This window comes from Nitrobacter sp. 62-13, from assembly GCF_001896955.1.
In the GTDB taxonomy this organism is placed as follows: domain Bacteria; phylum Pseudomonadota; class Alphaproteobacteria; order Rhizobiales; family Xanthobacteraceae; genus Nitrobacter.
Map to the genome: position 1 here is coordinate 1 of NZ_MKRN01000007.1, position 17,283 is coordinate 17,283.

15 protein-coding genes and 1 pseudogene are annotated in these 17,283 nt (G+C 62.8%); 9 read left to right on the top strand and 7 right to left on the bottom strand.

The window, feature by feature from the left end; all coding sequences use genetic code 11:
• A pseudogene (locus BGN91_RS01155) lies at positions 1-1,053 on the bottom strand (cobaltochelatase subunit CobT); the annotation flags it as partial.
• Between the two features lie 136 nt (positions 1,054-1,189).
• Positions 1,190-2,188: a cobaltochelatase subunit CobS gene (cobS, locus tag BGN91_RS01160; RefSeq protein WP_292610133.1), complete on the bottom strand. Its 999-nt coding sequence runs from the start codon at positions 2,186-2,188 to the stop codon at positions 1,190-1,192.
• A gap of 303 nt (positions 2,189-2,491) precedes the next feature.
• Between cobS and BGN91_RS01165 the strand changes: the two genes are divergently transcribed.
• Both BGN91_RS01165 and BGN91_RS01170 read left to right on the top strand, forming a co-directional pair.
• Positions 2,492-3,175 (top strand): DedA family protein, encoded by a 684-nt coding sequence (locus tag BGN91_RS01165; protein WP_292610134.1) that lies wholly within the window; start codon positions 2,492-2,494, stop codon positions 3,173-3,175.
• A 54-nt stretch (positions 3,176-3,229) separates the two neighbouring features.
• On the top strand, positions 3,230-3,541 hold the full coding sequence (locus BGN91_RS01170; protein ID WP_292610135.1) for a polyhydroxyalkanoic acid system family protein: 312 nt from the start codon (positions 3,230-3,232) through the stop codon (positions 3,539-3,541).
• A gap of 14 nt (positions 3,542-3,555) precedes the next feature.
• On the opposite strand, the gene BGN91_RS01175 is transcribed toward BGN91_RS01170, so the two are convergent.
• Positions 3,556-4,203, bottom strand: coding sequence for a DnaJ domain-containing protein (locus tag BGN91_RS01175; protein WP_292610144.1), 648 nt, complete (start codon positions 4,201-4,203; stop codon positions 3,556-3,558).
• A gap of 111 nt (positions 4,204-4,314) precedes the next feature.
• Here BGN91_RS01175 and BGN91_RS01180 point away from each other — a divergent pair, with 111 nt between their 5' ends.
• From BGN91_RS01180 to BGN91_RS01190, 3 genes are all read left to right on the top strand, one after another.
• Positions 4,315-4,590: a BolA family protein gene (locus BGN91_RS01180; RefSeq protein ID WP_292610145.1), complete on the top strand. Its 276-nt coding sequence runs from the start codon at positions 4,315-4,317 to the stop codon at positions 4,588-4,590.
• A 284-nt stretch (positions 4,591-4,874) separates the two neighbouring features.
• A complete protein-coding gene (locus BGN91_RS01185; protein WP_292610136.1) occupies positions 4,875-6,008 on the top strand; it encodes a DUF2336 domain-containing protein in 1,134 nt (377 codons plus the stop codon).
• Between the two features lie 3 nt (positions 6,009-6,011).
• Complete coding sequence (locus BGN91_RS01190; RefSeq protein ID WP_292610137.1) at positions 6,012-6,332, top strand: PilZ domain-containing protein; 321 nt, start codon at positions 6,012-6,014, stop codon at positions 6,330-6,332.
• A gap of 114 nt (positions 6,333-6,446) precedes the next feature.
• On the opposite strand, the gene BGN91_RS01195 is transcribed toward BGN91_RS01190, so the two are convergent.
• From BGN91_RS01195 to BGN91_RS01205, 3 genes are all read right to left on the bottom strand, one after another.
• Positions 6,447-7,799, bottom strand: a complete 1,353-nt coding sequence (locus BGN91_RS01195; RefSeq protein ID WP_292610138.1) for a hemolysin family protein — start codon at positions 7,797-7,799, stop codon at positions 6,447-6,449.
• Between the two features lie 125 nt (positions 7,800-7,924).
• Complete coding sequence (gene aroB / locus BGN91_RS01200) at positions 7,925-9,076, bottom strand: 3-dehydroquinate synthase (protein ID WP_292610139.1); 1,152 nt, start codon at positions 9,074-9,076, stop codon at positions 7,925-7,927.
• Between the two features lie 63 nt (positions 9,077-9,139).
• Positions 9,140-9,742: a shikimate kinase gene (locus BGN91_RS01205; RefSeq protein ID WP_292610146.1), complete on the bottom strand. Its 603-nt coding sequence runs from the start codon at positions 9,740-9,742 to the stop codon at positions 9,140-9,142.
• Positions 9,743-9,970: 228 nt separating this feature from the next.
• Here BGN91_RS01205 and BGN91_RS01210 point away from each other — a divergent pair, with 228 nt between their 5' ends.
• From BGN91_RS01210 to BGN91_RS01225, 4 genes are all read left to right on the top strand, one after another.
• Entirely contained in the window at positions 9,971-10,117 is a 147-nt protein-coding gene (locus BGN91_RS01210; RefSeq protein ID WP_292610140.1) for a histidine kinase, read from the top strand.
• Positions 10,118-10,234: 117 nt separating this feature from the next.
• Positions 10,235-11,194 (top strand): site-specific tyrosine recombinase XerD, encoded by a 960-nt coding sequence (xerD, locus tag BGN91_RS01215; protein ID WP_292610141.1) that lies wholly within the window; start codon positions 10,235-10,237, stop codon positions 11,192-11,194.
• Between the two features lie 467 nt (positions 11,195-11,661).
• On the top strand, positions 11,662-12,624 hold the full coding sequence (locus BGN91_RS01220) for an acetyl-CoA carboxylase carboxyltransferase subunit alpha (RefSeq protein WP_292610142.1): 963 nt from the start codon (positions 11,662-11,664) through the stop codon (positions 12,622-12,624).
• A 337-nt stretch (positions 12,625-12,961) separates the two neighbouring features.
• Positions 12,962-14,416, top strand: coding sequence for a murein L,D-transpeptidase family protein (locus BGN91_RS01225; protein ID WP_292610147.1), 1,455 nt, complete (start codon positions 12,962-12,964; stop codon positions 14,414-14,416).
• 391 nt (positions 14,417-14,807) lie between these two features.
• Here BGN91_RS01225 and secA read toward each other — a convergent pair.
• Positions 14,808-17,283: preprotein translocase subunit SecA (gene secA, locus BGN91_RS01235; RefSeq protein WP_292610143.1), on the bottom strand; the 2,476-nt coding region annotated here is incomplete at its 5' end.

Here is a 17,283-nt window from a genome sequence, read left to right on the forward strand (position 1 = left end):
CAGGTGCGCGAGCTGCTTGTCGAGATAGCTGCGCAGCCGTTCCAGCTCGTCATGATCGCAGAGGTCTTCCGCCGCGATCACCTCGTCGAACCTGGGCGCGAAAGCATGATATTCCGGACCCCGAGGCTCGTTGGCACCCCTGGCGTTCGGCCGCGTCGCCTCGCCCGGCGTCTCGTCGTCGCCGAGTTCGCCGTCATCGAAAGTATCGCTCGCGGAAGCCTGGGCGCTTTCGACCGCACTGTCCGACATCTCGTCGGCGGCCTCCTGCGCCTGATCCGCGCTCATCTCCTGCACGGCGTCGCTGTCGGGCGAACCCTCCGCCCCCGACTGATCGCTCTCGCTTTCGCGGTTGTCCTCCTGATTCTCCTCCTTGTCGGCCTCGGCGTTGGTGTCGTCGCCGAGATCGAGCTCCGACAGCAGGTCGTGCACCACGTCGCCGAACTTCGCCTGATCCTCGGTGAGACGACTGAGCTGATCCAGTCGCTTGCCGATCTTGTCTTCCAGATACGGACGCCACAGATCGACGATCTTGCGCGCCGCAGCGGGCGGAGCGAGACCGGTCAGCCGCTCGCGCACCATCATCGCCAGCGCATCCGACAACGGCGCGTCGGCGATATCGGTGATCTCGTCATACTTGCCGCGATGGAAATGGTCATCGAGCATCGCGGTGAGATTCTTCGCGACGCCCGTCATTCGGCGGGAGCCGATGGCCTCGACCCGCGCCTGCTCCACCGCGTCGAACACCCCGCGCGCCTGCGGATTGCCGGGCATCAGCCTGCGATGCACCTTGGGATCGTGGCAGGCGATCTTCAGCGCGATGGAATCCGCGTGTCCCCGCACGACGGCCGCGTCGCGTTTGCTCATTTTGCGGCCGGGCTCCGGCAATCGCGCCTTGCCCGGCGACAGCCCGGGCCGCTCGACCGCAAACGTCACCTCGAGTTCCGGCCGCCTGGCGATGGCGCGCAGACACGACGCCACCGCGCGCTTGAACGGCTCGCTCGGCGCTTCCTTCGGCCCGGTGCGGAACTTGTTGTTCGGCGGTGCGGTGCTCATGACGCCTCTCCCTCTCCCCGCTTGCGGGGAGAGGGTTGGGGTGAGGGGCAACAATGAATGGCGTGACGCGAAGCCCCTCACCCGGCTCGCTTCGCTTGCCGACCTCTCCCCGCAAGCGGGGAGAGGTGAAAAATCATCAGCTCAGAGCCACATTGACCGCCGATTCCGCCAGTTCGACGTTGAAGCAGCGCTGGTAGAATTCCGCGACCAGCGGCCGCTCAAGCTCGTCGCACTTGTTGAGGAAGGTGACACGGAAGGCGAAGCCCAGATCGTCGAAGATCTCGGTGTTCTCCGCCCAGGTGATGACCGTGCGCGGGCTCATCACCGTGGAGAGATCGCCGTTGGCGAAGGCATTCCGCGTAAGATCGGCGAGCCGCACCATCTTGCCGACGATGTCGCGACCCTCCGGCGTACGATAATGCCTGGCCTTGGCCAGAACGATCTCGACCTCGTTGTCATGCGGCAGATAATTCAGCGTGGTGACGATGTTCCAGCGATCCATCTGCGCCTGGTTGATCTGCTGGGTGCCGTGATAGAGGCCCGAGGTGTCGCCGAGGCCGATGGTATTGGCGGTCGCGAACAGGCGGAACGCCGGATGCGGCTTGATGACCCGGCTCTGGTCGAGCAGCGTCAGCCGGCCCGAGGATTCCAGCACCCGCTGGATCACGAACATCACGTCCGGGCGGCCGGCATCGTATTCGTCGAAACACAGCGCCACGTTGTTCTGGTAGGCCCAAGGCAAAATGCCGTCGCGGAATTCGGTGACCTGCTTGCCATCCTTCACAACGATCGCGTCCTTGCCGACGAGATCAATGCGGCTGATGTGGCTGTCGAGATTGACGCGCACGCACGGCCAGTTCAGCCGCGCGGCCACCTGCTCGATATGGGTCGATTTGCCGGTGCCGTGAAAGCCGGTGACCATGACGCGGCGATTCCTGGCGAAACCGGCCAGAATCGCGAGCGTGGTCGCGCGATCGAAGCGATAGTCCGGATCGACATCGGGCACGTGCGGATCGGTTGCGGAATAGGCTGGGACTTCGAGATCGCTGTCGATCCCGAACACCTGCCGCACCGAGACCTTCATGTCCGGCAAACCTGCGGAGGTTTCAGTTTTGGTCATTGCGGCGGTCGTCATCAATCCTCCGAGGTTCGGGCGCGCTCCCGAAACCAGAACTGCGCATGGCTGCGGATGAGTGGGTCGCACGAAATTTAGCAGAGAGCGGGACCCGGCAGAAGCCTGCTGCGTGATCAAAGTTCCTTTGTGATATCATCAAGATATGCGCCAGCTGTGGATTTTTAAGGGTTGCCCGCCGAATCCGCGGAGGCCGGGCTGACGTCATACGGAACCGAACCATCGGCCGTCAGGGACGTTGCCGCCCGCAGAGTATGCTAATCGGACCAAAATCCGTCCCTGCGGGACGCCGGAAGCAGGATTTTCGTGAGTTCATTGATTGACCCATTGATTGCGTTCGTCTCAGCCCACACCTGGCTCGCCTATCTCACGATATTTCTCGCAGCATTGCTGGAGGCGGTTCCGGTGCTGGGTTCGCTGGTGCCCGGATCGACCATCATTCTCGCGCTGAGCGCATTGATTCCCGGTGGCGAGCTTCAACTGGCGGCGGTGCTGGCCGCCGCCGCGTCCGGCGCCATGCTGGGCGACGGAACGGCGTTCTGGACCGGCCACCGCTCCAAACGGGAAATCCTCAGTGCATGGCCGATGTCCCGTTATCCCGGCGTGATCGCGCAAAGCGAAACGTTCTTCAACCGCTGGGGCACGCTTGCGGTGTTTTTCGCGCGGTTCGTGCCGCCGATCCGCGCCTTCGTGCCGATCACGGCCGGCGCGCTGGCGATGCCGCCGTCGCGATTTTATGCGGTGAACATTCCGGCGATCCTGCTCTGGGCTCCCGCGCACGTCTTGCCCGGCGTACTGGCGGTTTCGGCGCTGCATGAATACGGCGGGCTGCCCCACCACACTCACGTCGGCAAACTCGTCTGGATTCCGACGGTGATCGTCATTGCCGCGATCGTCGGGGCCGCGACATGGTGGCGGCGGCGGCGGCGCGACATTAACTTACACGCCAAGAACTTACACGCTAAGACCGCATCCGAACGAACCGGCTAATGGTCCGGTTCCAACATTCGCATTGCGCGCCCGCAGCTAGCCATTGGATCAATCATGACCAAACCTCTCGTGGTTTCCATCCCGCATCGCCTCGGCAAGGATGAAGCGCTGCGCCGAATGAAGGCGGGGCTGGGCAGCGCCCGAACGCAATACGCCCAGTTCATCCAGGTCAATGAAGAAGTGTGGAGCGGCGACCGCCTGGTATTCACCGTTACCGCCATGAAGCAGCAGGTTTCGGGAATCCTGGACGTGTTCGAGGACCATGTCCGCCTCGAAGTGACCCTGCCGTGGCTGCTCAACAAACTCGCCCACGGAATTCAGAATGTCATCCAGAAAAAGGGCACGCTGATGCTGGAGAAGAAGTAGAGCGGATGTAATTCTCAGGCGCCGCGCACCACCGTCTTCAGGTAATTGTACGCCTTGATGATCTCGATGAGGCGGTCTTCCGTCGAACGGTCGCCGCCATTGGCATCGGGGTGATGCTGCTTCACCAGCATCTTGTATTTGGCCTTGACGGTTTCGAGCGTTGCGTCGGCGCCCAGTCCCATCACCTGCAGGGCTTTACGCTCCGCATTGAAGATCTTGCGCGTCTCGGGCTTGGTCTCGGATCCCGTCCCAGGGCCGGGCCGCCACTTTCCGCGGCCGTTGATTTCGCCAAGCATGCTGAAGGGATCGGCCGTGCCGTCGAGATCGATGGTGCCGGTCTTGCCTTTGCCGGGGGTGCCGTTGGCGCCCATCTTCCAGGTGGGGCGATGGCCGGTCAGCGCATCCTTCTGATAGCGCGCGACCGCCTCCGCATTCATGCCTTGGAAAAAATTGTACGACTGGTTGTAAGCGCGGACATGGTCGAGGCAAAAATGGAAATACCCGCGTTCGTTGCCGCGGCCTTTTGGCGCGCGGTGCGATCCCCGGTTTTTACAGTCGGGCCATTCGCAGCCGACCGCTTCCTCGCGCGCGCGCGGCTGCTTCGCACCAGCCCTCGGCTTGATGCGGATGCTGTCGAAAAATTTCGATGTATCGATCGGCATGACCATCTTTGACACCGCAACGCTTTACGCTTCAAGTCTTGACATCGCATTTATTCCGTCACGCCTACGCGCCATTGACGGACGAAAGCGATGGGAGTTAAGTCGCCCGCCATGAGCGTCAGGGACAACATCGAAAAGAAACTCAAGGAGGCTTTCACGCCGGAGAGCCTCGACGTCGCCGACGAATCACATCTTCACGAGGGACACGCCGGCCATCGGCCCGGCGGCGGAACGCATTTCCGGGTTAATATTGTGTCTCAAGCGTTCGAAGGGAAGAGCCGGGTCGATCGCCACCGCATGATCAATGCGCTGCTGGCGGAGGAGCTGGCAGGCAGCGTTCACGCGCTGGCGATCCGGGCGCTGGCGCCGGACGAACAAGGGCGCTGACGGCACGAGCCGTCTTCCGCCGAACTCGCTCAAGCCGTGAAAACTGCAGGCCCCGCACGCCTGGCGGTAACAAGCTCGCGTCGGCCGTCAACCGTCCCTCCGCATAACGATGCGGCGCATCCGGCGGCGACCCGCGACAGCCCATCTCCCCAAAAAAATCGATGTCGTTTTTATGCGAAATTAACCCGCCGATCAGATGATCGGAGCAAAATACCATCGTCGTACGGTAGAATGCGAACGCAATAGAGCGTAGCGCGCCGGGATTGACTCGCTGGGATCATGCAATGTCCGAAGCAGCCTCAACGGCGCTAATCGCGGAACTGGAAAGTGCGGTGAAGGGCGGCTCGTCCGAGCGGCGGCTCCAGATGCTTCGCCAGGTCACCGACCTGTTCCTGTCCGACGCGGACAGGCTGAACGAAAACCAAATCGGCGTCTTCGACGACGTCCTCGTCCGCCTCATGGAGCAGATGGAGACCCGGGCGCTGGCGCAGCTCGGCACGACGCTTTCGGGTTCGAAGGCCGCTCCGAAGGAAACCATCCGGCAGCTTGCATATCATGAGGAAGTCTCCGTTGCAGCCCCGGTTCTGACGAAATCCGCGCGGCTGTCCGAAGGCGACCTGATCGAGATCGCGAATCTGCGGGGACCGCAGCATCTGCTGGCCATTTCGCATCGCGACACGCTGAGCGAGGGCGTCACGGACGTCCTGCTCCGGCGTGGCGATTCGCAGGTCTCCCACGCGCTCGCCAAGAATACGGGCGCTCGCTTCTCGGAGTTTGGCTACGCCACCCTGGTCGAAAGCTCCGAAAAGGACGATGCGCTCGCCGAGAAGCTCGGGCTGCGGATCGACATCCCGCTCAAGGTGCTGCGCGAACTTCTCTCCAGAGCCAGCGCCGCCGTCCGCGATCGCCTGCTCAAGGCCGCGCCGCCGGAGATGCGCGCGAAGATTCAGGAAGCGATCCGGACGGTCGTCGAGCAGATCGCCGCCCCGGCACTGGTGCCGGAAGACTACACCGAATCGGAATCGATGGTTCTTGCGCTGAACCGGGAGGGAAAGCTCGGCGATCAAACCATCAACCGGTTTGCGATGCAGGGCGAATATATCCACATTATCGCAGCGCTCTCGCTTTTAAATTCGGTAAAAATCGAAGCGATCGAGCCGTTGATCGGCAACCCTCGTCCCGACGGGCTGATCGTCGCGTGCAAGGCGGCCCGGCTCAACTGGTCGACGACCAGCATGATTCTGCGCAATCGGCCGCATTGCCGTCCGCTGAGCAAGCAGGACTTCGAAAACGGTCGGGAAGTGTTCGAAGCGTTGTCGCTGTCCTCCGCGCAACGCACGATCCGGTTCTGGTCGGCGCGCGGCTCGGCGAGGAAGGCCGATGCTCCGAACACGGCAGTCGCCATTTCGGATATCTAAGCCGTGAGTTGGGGTAACCGAAAAGCTGACCGGGTGACGTTTGCCACCGGCTATACCGTCCTGATGATGGCAATCGACGGAACATGGCAACGGCCGTGCACCCTGCTGGACATTTCCAACAGCGGCGCGCGGCTTCAGGTGAAAGACTCGATCGAGGGACTGAACCTCAAGGAATTCTTCCTGCTGTTATCGTCGACCGGGCTGGCCTTTCGCCGTTGCGAACTCGTACGCATCAATGGCGAGGAGATCGGCGTCAAATTCGTCGAGGACAAAGAGACCGGCAAAAAGAAGAAAGGGCGAGCGCTCGCCAGATCCGACTCGTAACGGGGCAAACCACGATCGTTTCTTCACTTTGGACCGGCAATATGGCTTACCCGAGCAACAGGCGCGCTCGACTTTTCGCGTCCTCTTCTGTAAGTCGCACGCACCAGTGAGCCGTCAGGACGCCGTTTTCGCCTGCTTCGGTTTGTTCTCCATCGCCTCCGCCCCGCGCGGCACCGGCTGGATGCGAAGCGCAGTAATGCGATTGCGCTCGCGGCGCAAAACCCTGAAGCGAAAACCATGAAACGTAAAATTCTGACCGCGCTCGGGGATCGATCGCGCTTCGTGGATCACGAGACCCGCGATCGTGGTCGCCTCCTCGTCCGGCAGATGCCAGTTCATGGCGCGATTGAGATCGCGGATCGGCACCGAGCCGTCCACCACCACCGATCCGTCGGCCTGCTGCCGGACGCCGGCCACCACCACGTCATGCTCGTCTGAGATATCGCCGACGATCTCCTCCAGAACGTCTTCCAGCGTCACCATGCCCTCGACTTCGCCATACTCGTCGACCACCAGCGCGAAATGGGTCTTGCGGCGGCGAAACGCCTTGAGCTGATCGGATACCGGACGCATTTCCGGCACGAACCACGGCGGCAGCGCAATAGCGCTGGCGTTGATGCGCGACATGTCGCCGTCGGAGGCGCGAATCGCCCGCAACAGATCCTTGGCGTGAAGCACGCCGATGATGTTTTCCGGCTTGTCGCGCCAGAGCGGAATGCGGGTATATTCGCTGGCAAGCACCTCGCGCACCAGTTCCTCGGGCGGCAGGTCGGCATTGATCGTCACCATCGCCGTGCGGTGGACCATCACATCCGACACCGCGAGATCGCCGAAGCGAAAAACATTCTGGATGTATTCGGCCTCGCCGCTTTCGATTCCGCCGTGCTCGGCGGATTCGCCGACCAGTCCTTCGATCTCCGCGCCGGTCAATACGTCGTGCTGCGAGACTTCCTTGACGCGAAGCGCACGCAGGATGGTGCGTGACGCCGAATTCAGCAGCCAGTTCAGCGGATAGAACAGCAGATAGGACGCGTGGAGCGGATAGGCGATCCATTGCGACACCGGCTCGGGCTGGCGGATCGCCAGGGTTTTCGGGACCTGTTCGCCGATCACGATATGCAGCGAGGAGAACACCAGAAAGCCGGTAAGGAACGACGTCAGGTGTAGCGCCGATTCCGGCATGCCGAGCGGCCGCAGCAGGGGTTCGAGCAAGGCAGCCACTGTCGGCTCGCCGACCCATCCGAGACCGAGAGACGCCATGGTGATGCCGAGTTGGCAGCAGGCGAGATAAGCCTCGATGTTGCCGACGATGTCATGCACGAGCCGCGCGCCGAACGCGCGGCGCTCAACCATGGCCTTGACGCGGAAGCCGCGGCTTTTCACCAGCGCGAATTCGGCCGCGACGAAAAACGCATTGGCGGCAAGCAGCAGTACTGCAAGCAATATCTGGAGGAGCGTCGAACTCATCGCGGGCCCATGATCATGCCGGACTATAACGTCTTCGTGAGGCCCAGGCACCGGTTCGCGCGAAGAAAAAACGTCACGTCAGAAAAGAACTCCGCTGCTGATTCCAGTTCACTGGTTGGAAAGTCCTAAGCCCGCACGTCTGCGAGCTTCCCGGCAAGAAAATCGCGAACCGTTGCCGGTTCGACATCGGATGTCACGACCGCCCGGCCGATCGCCTTCAAAAGGATGAAGGTGAGGCGGCCGCGCTTCACCTTCTTGTCCTGTGCCATCAGCGCCATAAGGCCGTCCGCGTCGGTCAGGCCTTCCTGCCCGAAACCGGCGATGTCCTGCAACCGCGTCGGCAAGCCCGCCGCCGCCAGATGCCGCCTGATGCGGGACACATCAGTTTCCGCGATCATCCCGAGTCCGCACGACAGTTCGGCGGCCAGCACCATGCCGATCGACACGCCCTCGCCGTGATAGAGCCGGTCGGAAAACCCGGTCGCGGTTTCGAGCGCATGGCCGAAGGTGTGGCCGAGATTGAGCAGCGCGCGCTCGCCGGTCTCGCGCTCGTCGCGGGCGACGATGGCGGCCTTGGCGCGGCAACTGGCGGCGATCGCGTGTTCGCGCGCCGCGCCGCCCTTGACGATCTCGGCGTGGTTGGTTTCCAGCCACGCGAAGAACGCCTCGTCGCCGAGCAGGCCGTACTTCGCAACCTCGGCATAGCCGGCGCGGAATTGGCGCGGCGACAGCGTATCCAGCACCGCGGTGTCCGCGACCACCAGGATCGGCTGATGAAAGGCGCCGATCAGGTTCTTGCCCTGCGGCGAGTTGATGCCGGTCTTGCCGCCGACCGAGGAATCCACCTGCGCCAGCAGCGAGGTCGGCACCTGCACGAAATCGACGCCGCGGCGGACGATCGCGGCGGCAAAGCCCGCAAGGTCGCCGACCACGCCGCCGCCGAGCGCGATCACGAGATCGTTGCGCTCGATTTTCGCCGCGATCAGTTCCTCGCAAACGAACTCGATGCCTTCGTAGCTTTTCGAAACCTCCCCTTCGTCGACGACGATCCGCGACGTCGCGATGCCGGCGCCTTGCAGCGACGCCTCGGTCCGCCGCAGCCAATGGGTCGCGACATATTCGTCGGTGACGATCGCCACGCGCGCGCCGGGACGCAGCGCGGCGATCCGTTCGCCGAGCGACGGCAGGATGCCCCGGCCGATGACGATGTCGTAGGAACGGTCGCCAAGCGCGACATCGACCGTGATCGGGTCGGAAGTTTTCAGCGGAGCTGTCATCGCGTGGGACCAAATCCTTTGATGTCAAAGTCTTTCAATTGTTCGTCGCGAATTCCGGCAGGTTCAGTTCCGCCGGTCCGCGGCGGTCAGCCGATGATGAAGCAGGCCGATGCATTCGTCGACGATCCTTTCATAAGGCACGTCGCGCGAGGCGATCGTAAGATCCGCCAGTTGGTAAATGGGCTCACGCTCGGCGATAAGGCGCCCGATCGTCGCGGCCGGATCGGCCGTTTGCAGCAGGGGGCGATCGGCGCGACGCTTGACCCGGCGCAGGATCACCTCGGCGTCAGCCTTGAGCCAGATCGAGATTGCCCGCTCGCGAATGCGCGCGCGGGTCTCCTCGCGCAGCACGGCACCACCGCCGGTCGCGAGCACCAAGGGTCCGCCGGTCAAGAGCCGGGCGATCACCCGCGCTTCGCCGTCGCGGAAATGCGGCTCGCCATGAGTTTCGAAAATTTCGGGAATCGACATCCCGGCGGCGAGTTCGATCTCGGTATCGGCGTCGACGAACCGCATCGCAAGGCGCGAGGCCAGACGCCGGCCGATCGTGGATTTTCCGGCCCCCATCATGCCGACAAGCACCAGCGATCGCCCGCCGAGCGCGGCGACGATCGCGCTCTCGGGGGACGTGCCCGCACTGGCCGGTGAAACGGTTTCGGACGTCAAAAGACACCTGTCGGAACGAGGTTGCAAGCGTGGATGAATCTGGCCCAGGGTTCTGGCGTCCGAAGGCGGATCGCCGAAACCGATGCCGACAGCAAATTGGACCATCTTTTCCCGCCAGCTATACTACTCTCGTCGAGGGGGTTGCCAGAGACTCTTGCACCGATCCGGCGAACATGTTGGTACTCATTGCGTTCGCCCCGAGGGTCAATATCACGCTCCGGACCGCCAATGCCCAGCCTGTTCCGCTTCCTGACTGTCGTCGCGGCGATCGGCGCGATCGGCTACGGCGTCATCTTCGCGCTGGCGAACTTCGTCAATCCGGCGCCGCGGGATATGACGGTGACCATCCACCCGGACAAATTTCTCAAGAAATAGCTGCTAGAGCTATTCCGGCTGCGATGGAATCAAAGCCGGGCTCCAGCTTTTTATTTTGACGCGTTTTCTTGACGCGAACCGGTATCCACTTCGCTCGAAAACGCTATAGGCGGCGGCATGACATCCGACAAAGTCTCCGATCCTAGGCTGACCGACCTGTTCCTCGACATGCTGGCGGCCGAACAGGGCGCCGGCGAGAACACGCTTGGCGCATACCGTCGCGACCTTGAGGATTTTTCCGCCTTCCTGACGCGCGTAGGTGAAAATTTCGTCACCGCCGGCACCCAGACGCTGCGGGACTATCTCGGCGATCTTGACCTCAGGGGCTTCAAGTCTTCGAGCGTCGCTCGCCGTCTTTCGGCGATGCGCCACCTGTTTCGCTTTCTGCTGAGCGAACGGATCAGGAGCGACGATCCTGCCGCGATCCTCTCGGGCCCGAAGCGTGGACGAAGCCTGCCGAAGGTGCTGTCGATACCGGATGTCGATCGCCTGCTAGCGCAGGCAAAAGCGGCGATCGACGCACCGGGCGCCCCGCCGGCCCGGCGATTGCGTGCGGCACGGCTGTATTGCCTGCTTGAAGTGCTCTACGCCACCGGGCTCCGCGTGTCCGAACTGGTCTCGCTGCCGCTGTCGGCCGCGCGGCGCGACGCCCGCATGATCGTGGTGAAGGGCAAGGGCAACAAGGAGCGGCTGGTACCGCTGAACGAGGCGTCACGGCAAGCGATGGCCGACTACCTGGCCGCGATGGACGAGCAGCGCGGGATGGGCAAGGCGACTGCGGCGCGGCCAAAATGGCTGTTTCCTTCGTTCGGCGAAAGCGGCCACCTGACGCGGCAGCATTTCGCGCGCGAACTGAAAGACCTGGCCGCCACGGCCGGGCTCGCACCCCGGCTGGTCTCCCCACACGTGCTGCGTCATGCCTTCGCAAGCCATTTGCTGCATAACGGCGCGGACTTGCGAATCGTGCAGACGCTGCTCGGCCACACCGACATCTCGACCACGCAAATCTACACCCACGTCGTGGAAGAGCGGTTGAAAAGTCTGGTGCGTGACCTGCATCCCCTGGCGGAGGCCTGACCGGGGCCCCTCATGCCTGGAAGTGAGAAGACCGAATGCTTGAAACGCCGGCGGCATCCGGGTGTTACCAGACCATCACACGGCCGCACCAAATCTCGCTAAGGCCAAGTTCCGCCTTCCATCCCGCGTCAGCCGTTCTAATCTGTAGGTAATTGCAGGGTCGATTCGCGTCGGCCTTACGCTGCCGGTTCGGCGGCCCACAGTAGCCGAACCGTTCGGCCACTTCAGATCCACCTTGAAACCCCGGCAACGCCGGGGTTTTTTTGTCGTGCGATGCTTCAGCCGGGACACCTGTCAAGGGCCGGCACTTGACTTCACATCAATCAGCCGCGAAAGAGCGCAGCGTGTCCCGCCAGCGACCGACCCAGTTGCCTCCGCCACGTCACCTAAACGTTTGAATTAAAGGATTTTTTGTCCTCCCCGCCGATAGCTTTCGTCCCCTGACACGTTCGTCCTATATTGCTGGAATGCCGGACCCCATGCGCAGCTACCTTGATTTCGAAAAGCCTGTCGCTGAACTCGATTCCAAGATCGACGAACTCCGTGCGCTCGCCGCCTCGGGCAGCGACATCGGCGAAGAGATTTCGAGCATCGAGGACAAGGCCGCGCAGGCGCTGAAGGATCTCTACGATAACCTGACGCCGTGGCAAAAAACCCAGGTGGCGCGGCACCCGCAGCGGCCGCACTTCTCCGATTTCATCAACGGCCTGATTACCGAGTTCACGCCGCTGGCGGGAGACCGCAAGTTCGGTGAGGACGAAGCGCTGATCGGCGGCTTCGGCCGCTTCCGCGGCGAAAGCATCTGCGTCATCGGCCAGGAAAAAGGCGCAACCACCGAAAGCCGGCTGAAGCACAATTTCGGCATGGCGCGGCCGGAAGGTTATCGCAAAGCGGTCCGGCTCATGGAAATGGCCGACCGCTTCGATATTCCCGTGCTGTCGCTGGTCGATTCCGCCGGAGCCTATCCCGGCATCGGCGCCGAGGAGCGTGGGCAGGCCGAAGCGATCGCGCGCTCGACCGACGCCTGCCTGTCGCTCGGCGTCGCAAATATCGCGGTCATCATCGGCGAGGGCGGCTCAGGCGGCGCGATCGCGATCGCGACCGCCAATCGCGTCCTGATGCTGGAGCATGCGATCTACAGCGTGATCTCACCGGAGGCGGCGTCGTCGATTCTCTGGCGGGATGGCAGCAAGGCGCAAGAAGCGGCGACCAACATGAAAATCACCGCGCAAGACCTGCTGCGGTTCGGCGTGATCGACGCCATCCTCAAGGAGCCGCCGGGGGGCGCCCACCGCGACCCGACGGCAATCGTCGCGCTCACGGGCGACGCCATCGCCGACGCCTTCAACGATCTGCGCCATCTCGACCGCGACGCGCTTCGCAAGCAGCGCCGTCAGAAATTCCTCGATATCGGGCGCAAACTGGGCTGAGCACGCCAGCTCCACCAGGATTGGCGACGAACGACCGCATGTCCTGCGCCCGACGCCCCCGCGGCGGTCGCAAAATTGCGGCATTTTCCGGACTCCGGCCGAACCGCCCTATTTCGGCCCGGTACCGAATATTTAACCTCCGTTCACCATCGTCGTCGTGGATTGGGTCACGCCGGCCAGTCCGGCTTGCGGGGCCGCAGGCTTAAGGATAATACTTTATTCAATGGCTTGGGGCACGGACGCCATGAACTTGGGGTGCAGGCTTGCCCGTCGCTTGCGGAGCTTTGCTTTGATCCATCGCTCGGCTTTGATCCATCGCGCGCCCGGTCGCGCGATCATGACATCGGCCGTGCTGTTGGCGGGCGCCGCTCTTCTGGCCGGCTGCAACGGCGAGGACGCTTCACTCGCAAGCAACGCCAAGGCGAACCAGCCCGTCCCGCCCAAGCTCGTCGCCGCCATGACCGAAAAGGACATGGAGCTGCAGTCGCCGATCCTGATCCGCCTGTTCAAGCAGGAAGCCGAACTGGAAGTCTGGAAGCAGAACCGGTCCGGCAAGTTCGCGCTGCTCAAGACCTACCCGATCTGCCGCTGGTCCGGCGACCTCGGCCCCAAGATGCGCGAGGGCGACCGCCAGGCGCCGGAAGGCTTCTACAGCATCACGCCGGCGCAGATGAATCCACGCTCTGCCTACTATCTCTCGTTCAATACCGGCTATCCCAATGCATTCGACAAATCGCTGGGACGCACCGGCTCCGAACTCATGGTGCATGGCGACTGTTCCTCGCGCGGTTGCTACGCGATGACGGACGAGCAGATCGCCGAGATCTACGCCGTCGGCCGGGAATCCTTCTTCGGCGGCCAGCGCGCCTTTCAGTTCCAGGCTTATCCGTTCCGCATGACGCCGGCGAACCTTGCGAAACATCGCAACAACCCGAACATGCCGTTCTGGAAGATGATCAAGGAAGGCAACGATCATTTCGAGGTGACCCATCAGGAGCCGAAGGTCGAGTTCTGCGAGCACAAATACGTGTTCGATCCCGTAGCCCCTCCGGGCTCGACCAAGCCGCTGCAGTTCAACGCATCCGCGCAGTGTCCGGCCTATGTGGTCCCCGACGACATCGCGAGCGCCGTGCGGGAAAAGCAGGAGCGCGACAATACCGAGCTCGCCAAGCTGATTTCGAAGGGAACGCCGGTGGCCAGGCTCAACACCGGCATCGACGGCGGCATGAACCGCGTGTTCGCCGCGAAAATCCCGGACGGTCAGACAGGGCTGTCGGATCCGGCCGAGCCCGGGCTGAAGCTCACGGCGTACTCGACGGCGCCGGGGACCATTCCACCGACCGTCAATCCGCCGCGCGATTCGGCAGCGACGCCGGTCGCAACCTCGTATGAACCCGAGGCCGGAGCTACGAGACCCTCCTCGTCGCTGCTCGCCCCCTCCTCGTCGAGCAATATCTTCAGCAACCTTGCGCGCAAGATCGGTTTCGGCACCGCCGACACCACCGCAACGACCGCAACCGCAACCAAGCAGACCGCTCCCGCCAAGCCGAAGATCGCGGCCCCGGCGACGCATGCCCCTCCGCATCGCCCGGTCGTGGCGGAGAAGCGCCCCGTGCACGGAACGACGGAAAAAACGGCTGAAAAGTCAGACAAACCCAAGCAGGTCGCGACAGCGCGTCCGCCGTTGAAGCCCGCGATCGACGCCGATGCGGCTGCACCGACGCCGGCTCCGAGTGCGGCGCCGGTGGCGTCAACAAACTCGTTCGACAGCCGCTTCTCGGCGTTCCGGTAACCGGAGCCTTTTCGCCTTGTGATGGAATCGGAAGCGAGGCTCCAGGATTTCGATTCAACGCGTTTCTCCACGCGAACCGGTTTCCCCGTCGCTCGAAAACGTTCTCTAGCGCGGCCATGACCGCGAAAGCAGCCATCCAGCCTTCCAGAGCACCGGTAAACGGCGCAGATATCGCGATGTATCGGATCATCGGCTTTCGCGGATGACCACGGCGTCGATATTGGCTGACGACGCCTTTCCCCGCTATGCGCAGCCATTGCTCGCTTGGAGAGCCGCCCGTCGTCGAGCGGGATGAGGAAAAGTGTGTAGCGGTTTTCCGCCCACATCCGCTCAAACTATAGATCGATCACGTTCATGATTCTGGATCGATTCGATCCAGAATCATCGTGATCTAGCCGTAGCGACCGTGGCAATGCTTGTACTTCTTGCCGGAGCCGCAGGGACAATCCTCGTTGCGGCCGACCTTGCCCCAACTCGTGGGATTGCCCGGGTCACGGCCCGAAGGGTCGGAATTGACGGCCGGCGCCAGCGAAGCCCGGGCAAAATTGCCCTGCGCGAACGCCATTTCGTCCTCGCCCGTATTGGGATCGAGCTTGTGGACTTCCATTGCGGGCAGCACCGGCTGCTCTTCCTCGGGCGGCACGATCTCGACGCGCATCAACTGCCCGGTCACCGCCTCGCGCAGATGGGCAATCAGCGACTCAAACAGCGAGAAGGCTTCCGACTTGTATTCCTGAAGCGGATCGCGCTGGCCATAACCGCGCAGGCCGATGACCTGGCGCAGATGATCGAGCATCACCAGATGCTCTCGCCAAAGATGGTCGAGCGTCTGCAGCAGGATGGTCTTCTCGACGTAACGCATGACGTCGGCGCCCCATTGCCCGACCTTGGCCGCCATGTGTTCGTCGACCCGGGTTTCGATACGCGACAGCAACTCCTCGTCGGCGATGCCCTCTTCCGCGGCCCATTCGTCGACCGGAAGATCGATGTCGAGCACGCGCTTCAGCTCTTCCTTCAGGCCGGCGACGTCCCATTGCTCGGCATACTGGTTTTCCGGCACGTGCTTGGCGACGAGGTCCTCGACGAACGCGTGGCGCATGTCGGCGATCGTTTCCGCGACGCTTTCGTTCTGCATCAGATCGACGCGCTGTTCGAAGATCACCTTGCGCTGGTCGTTCTGCACGTCGTCATATTTCAGCAGGTTCTTGCGGATGTCGAAGTTGCGCGCCTCGACCTTCTGCTGCGCCTTTTCCAAAGCCTTGTTGATCCAGGGATGGGTGATCGCCTCGCCTTCCTTGAGGCCGAGCCGCTGCAGCATGGTGTCGAGCCGGTCCGATCCGAAGATACGCATCAGATCATCTTCCAGCGACAGGAAGAATTTCGAGCGGCCCGGATCGCCCTGACGGCCGGAGCGGCCGCGCAACTGATTGTCGATACGGCGCGACTCGTGGCGTTCGGAGCCGATGATGTAGAGGCCGCCGGGCCGGGTCATGGTCTTGGCCGGCTTCGAGCCCTTGGCGGCCTCGATCTCGACGACCTCCTCGGCCTTGAGCACCATGTCGCGGAAGCGTTCGATATCGGCCTTGATTTCGGCGACCTTCGCGGCCTTCTCGGCCTCGTCGGCTATATCGGCAGTCTCGTGCTGAACCCGCATCTCCAGCGAGCCGCCGAGCTTGATGTCGGTGCCGCGGCCGGCCATGTTGGTCGCGATGGTGATGGCGCCGGGCACGCCGGCCTCAGCCACGATATAGGCTTCCTGCTCGTGGAAACGGGCATTCAGCACCGCGAACAGCTTTGCCGGCTTGCCGGCGCGGGCCGCCTCATACAGCTTCCGCATCGACTTGGGATCGGTGAAGTCGATCTGCTTATAACCGTGCTTCTTCAGATAGTCGGCGAGTACTTCCGATTTCTCGATCGAGGCCGTGCCGACCAGCACCGGCTGCATCCGCGCGTTGGCGCGCTCGACTTCGGCCAGGATCGCGGCGTACTTCTCGTTCTGGGTGCGGTAGACCTCATCGTCCTCGTCGAGGCGCGCGATCGGCAGGTTGGTCGGAATTTCGACGACCTCGAGCTTGTAGATGTCGGCCAGTTCGTCGGCTTCGGTCAGCGCGGTGCCGGTCATGCCCGCGAGCTTCTTGTACATCCGGAAGTAGTTCTGGAAGGTGATCGAGGCGAGCGTCTGGTTCTCCGGCTGCACCGGCTGATGCTCTTTCGCCTCCAGCGCCTGATGCAGGCCTTCCGAATAGCGGCGACCCGGCATCATGCGGCCGGTGAACTCGTCGATGATGATGACCTCGCCGTCGCGGACGATGTAATCCTTGTCGCGGGTGAACAGCGAGTGGGCGCGCAGCGCCTGGTTGATGTGGTGAACGACGGAGACGTTCTCGACGTCGTAGAGCGAATCGCCCTTGAGCTGGCCGGCCTCGCGCAGCAGCGTCTCGATCTTCTCCATGCCGGCCTCGGTGAGCGTCACCGTGCGCTGCTTCTCGTCGACCTCGTAGTCGGCCACCTTCTCGAGGCTCGGCATGAAGGTGTCGATGGTGTTGTAGAATTCGGAGCGGTCGTCGAGCGGACCGGAAATGATCAGCGGCGTGCGCGCCTCGTCGATTAGAATTGAGTCGACCTCGTCGACGATGGCGAAGAAGTGCTCGCGCTGGACCATGTCCTCCAGACGATACTTCATGTTGTCGCGCAGATAGTCGAAGCCGTATTCGTTGTTGGTGCCGTAGGTGATGTCGCAGGCATAGGCCGCCTTGCGCTCGGCATCGTCGAGCCCGTGCACGATCACGCCGGTGGTCAGCCCGAGGAAGGAGTAGATCTGCGCCATCCAGGCGGCGTCGCGGCGGGCGAGATAGTCGTTGACGGTG

Excerpts from the sequence above, each read along its gene's own strand:
- BGN91_RS01180 (WP_292610145.1), top strand. The coding sequence starts at position 4,315 with ATGAGCGTCAGGGACAACATCGAAAAGAAACTCAAGGAGGCTTTCACG.
- BGN91_RS01210 (WP_292610140.1), top strand. The coding sequence starts at position 9,971 with ATGCCCAGCCTGTTCCGCTTCCTGACTGTCGTCGCGGCGATCGGCGCG.
- BGN91_RS01195 (WP_292610138.1), bottom strand. The coding sequence starts at position 7,799 with ATGAGTTCGACGCTCCTCCAGATATTGCTTGCAGTACTGCTGCTTGCC.
- BGN91_RS01225 (WP_292610147.1), top strand. The coding sequence starts at position 12,962 with ATGACATCGGCCGTGCTGTTGGCGGGCGCCGCTCTTCTGGCCGGCTGC.
- BGN91_RS01170 (WP_292610135.1), top strand. The coding sequence starts at position 3,230 with ATGACCAAACCTCTCGTGGTTTCCATCCCGCATCGCCTCGGCAAGGAT.
- BGN91_RS01175 (WP_292610144.1), bottom strand. The coding sequence starts at position 4,203 with ATGCCGATCGATACATCGAAATTTTTCGACAGCATCCGCATCAAGCCG.
- BGN91_RS01185 (WP_292610136.1), top strand. The coding sequence starts at position 4,875 with ATGTCCGAAGCAGCCTCAACGGCGCTAATCGCGGAACTGGAAAGTGCG.
- BGN91_RS01220 (WP_292610142.1), top strand. The coding sequence starts at position 11,662 with ATGCCGGACCCCATGCGCAGCTACCTTGATTTCGAAAAGCCTGTCGCT.
- aroB (WP_292610139.1), bottom strand. The coding sequence starts at position 9,076 with ATGACAGCTCCGCTGAAAACTTCCGACCCGATCACGGTCGATGTCGCG.
- xerD (WP_292610141.1), top strand. The coding sequence starts at position 10,235 with ATGACATCCGACAAAGTCTCCGATCCTAGGCTGACCGACCTGTTCCTC.
- cobS (WP_292610133.1), bottom strand. The coding sequence starts at position 2,188 with ATGACGACCGCCGCAATGACCAAAACTGAAACCTCCGCAGGTTTGCCG.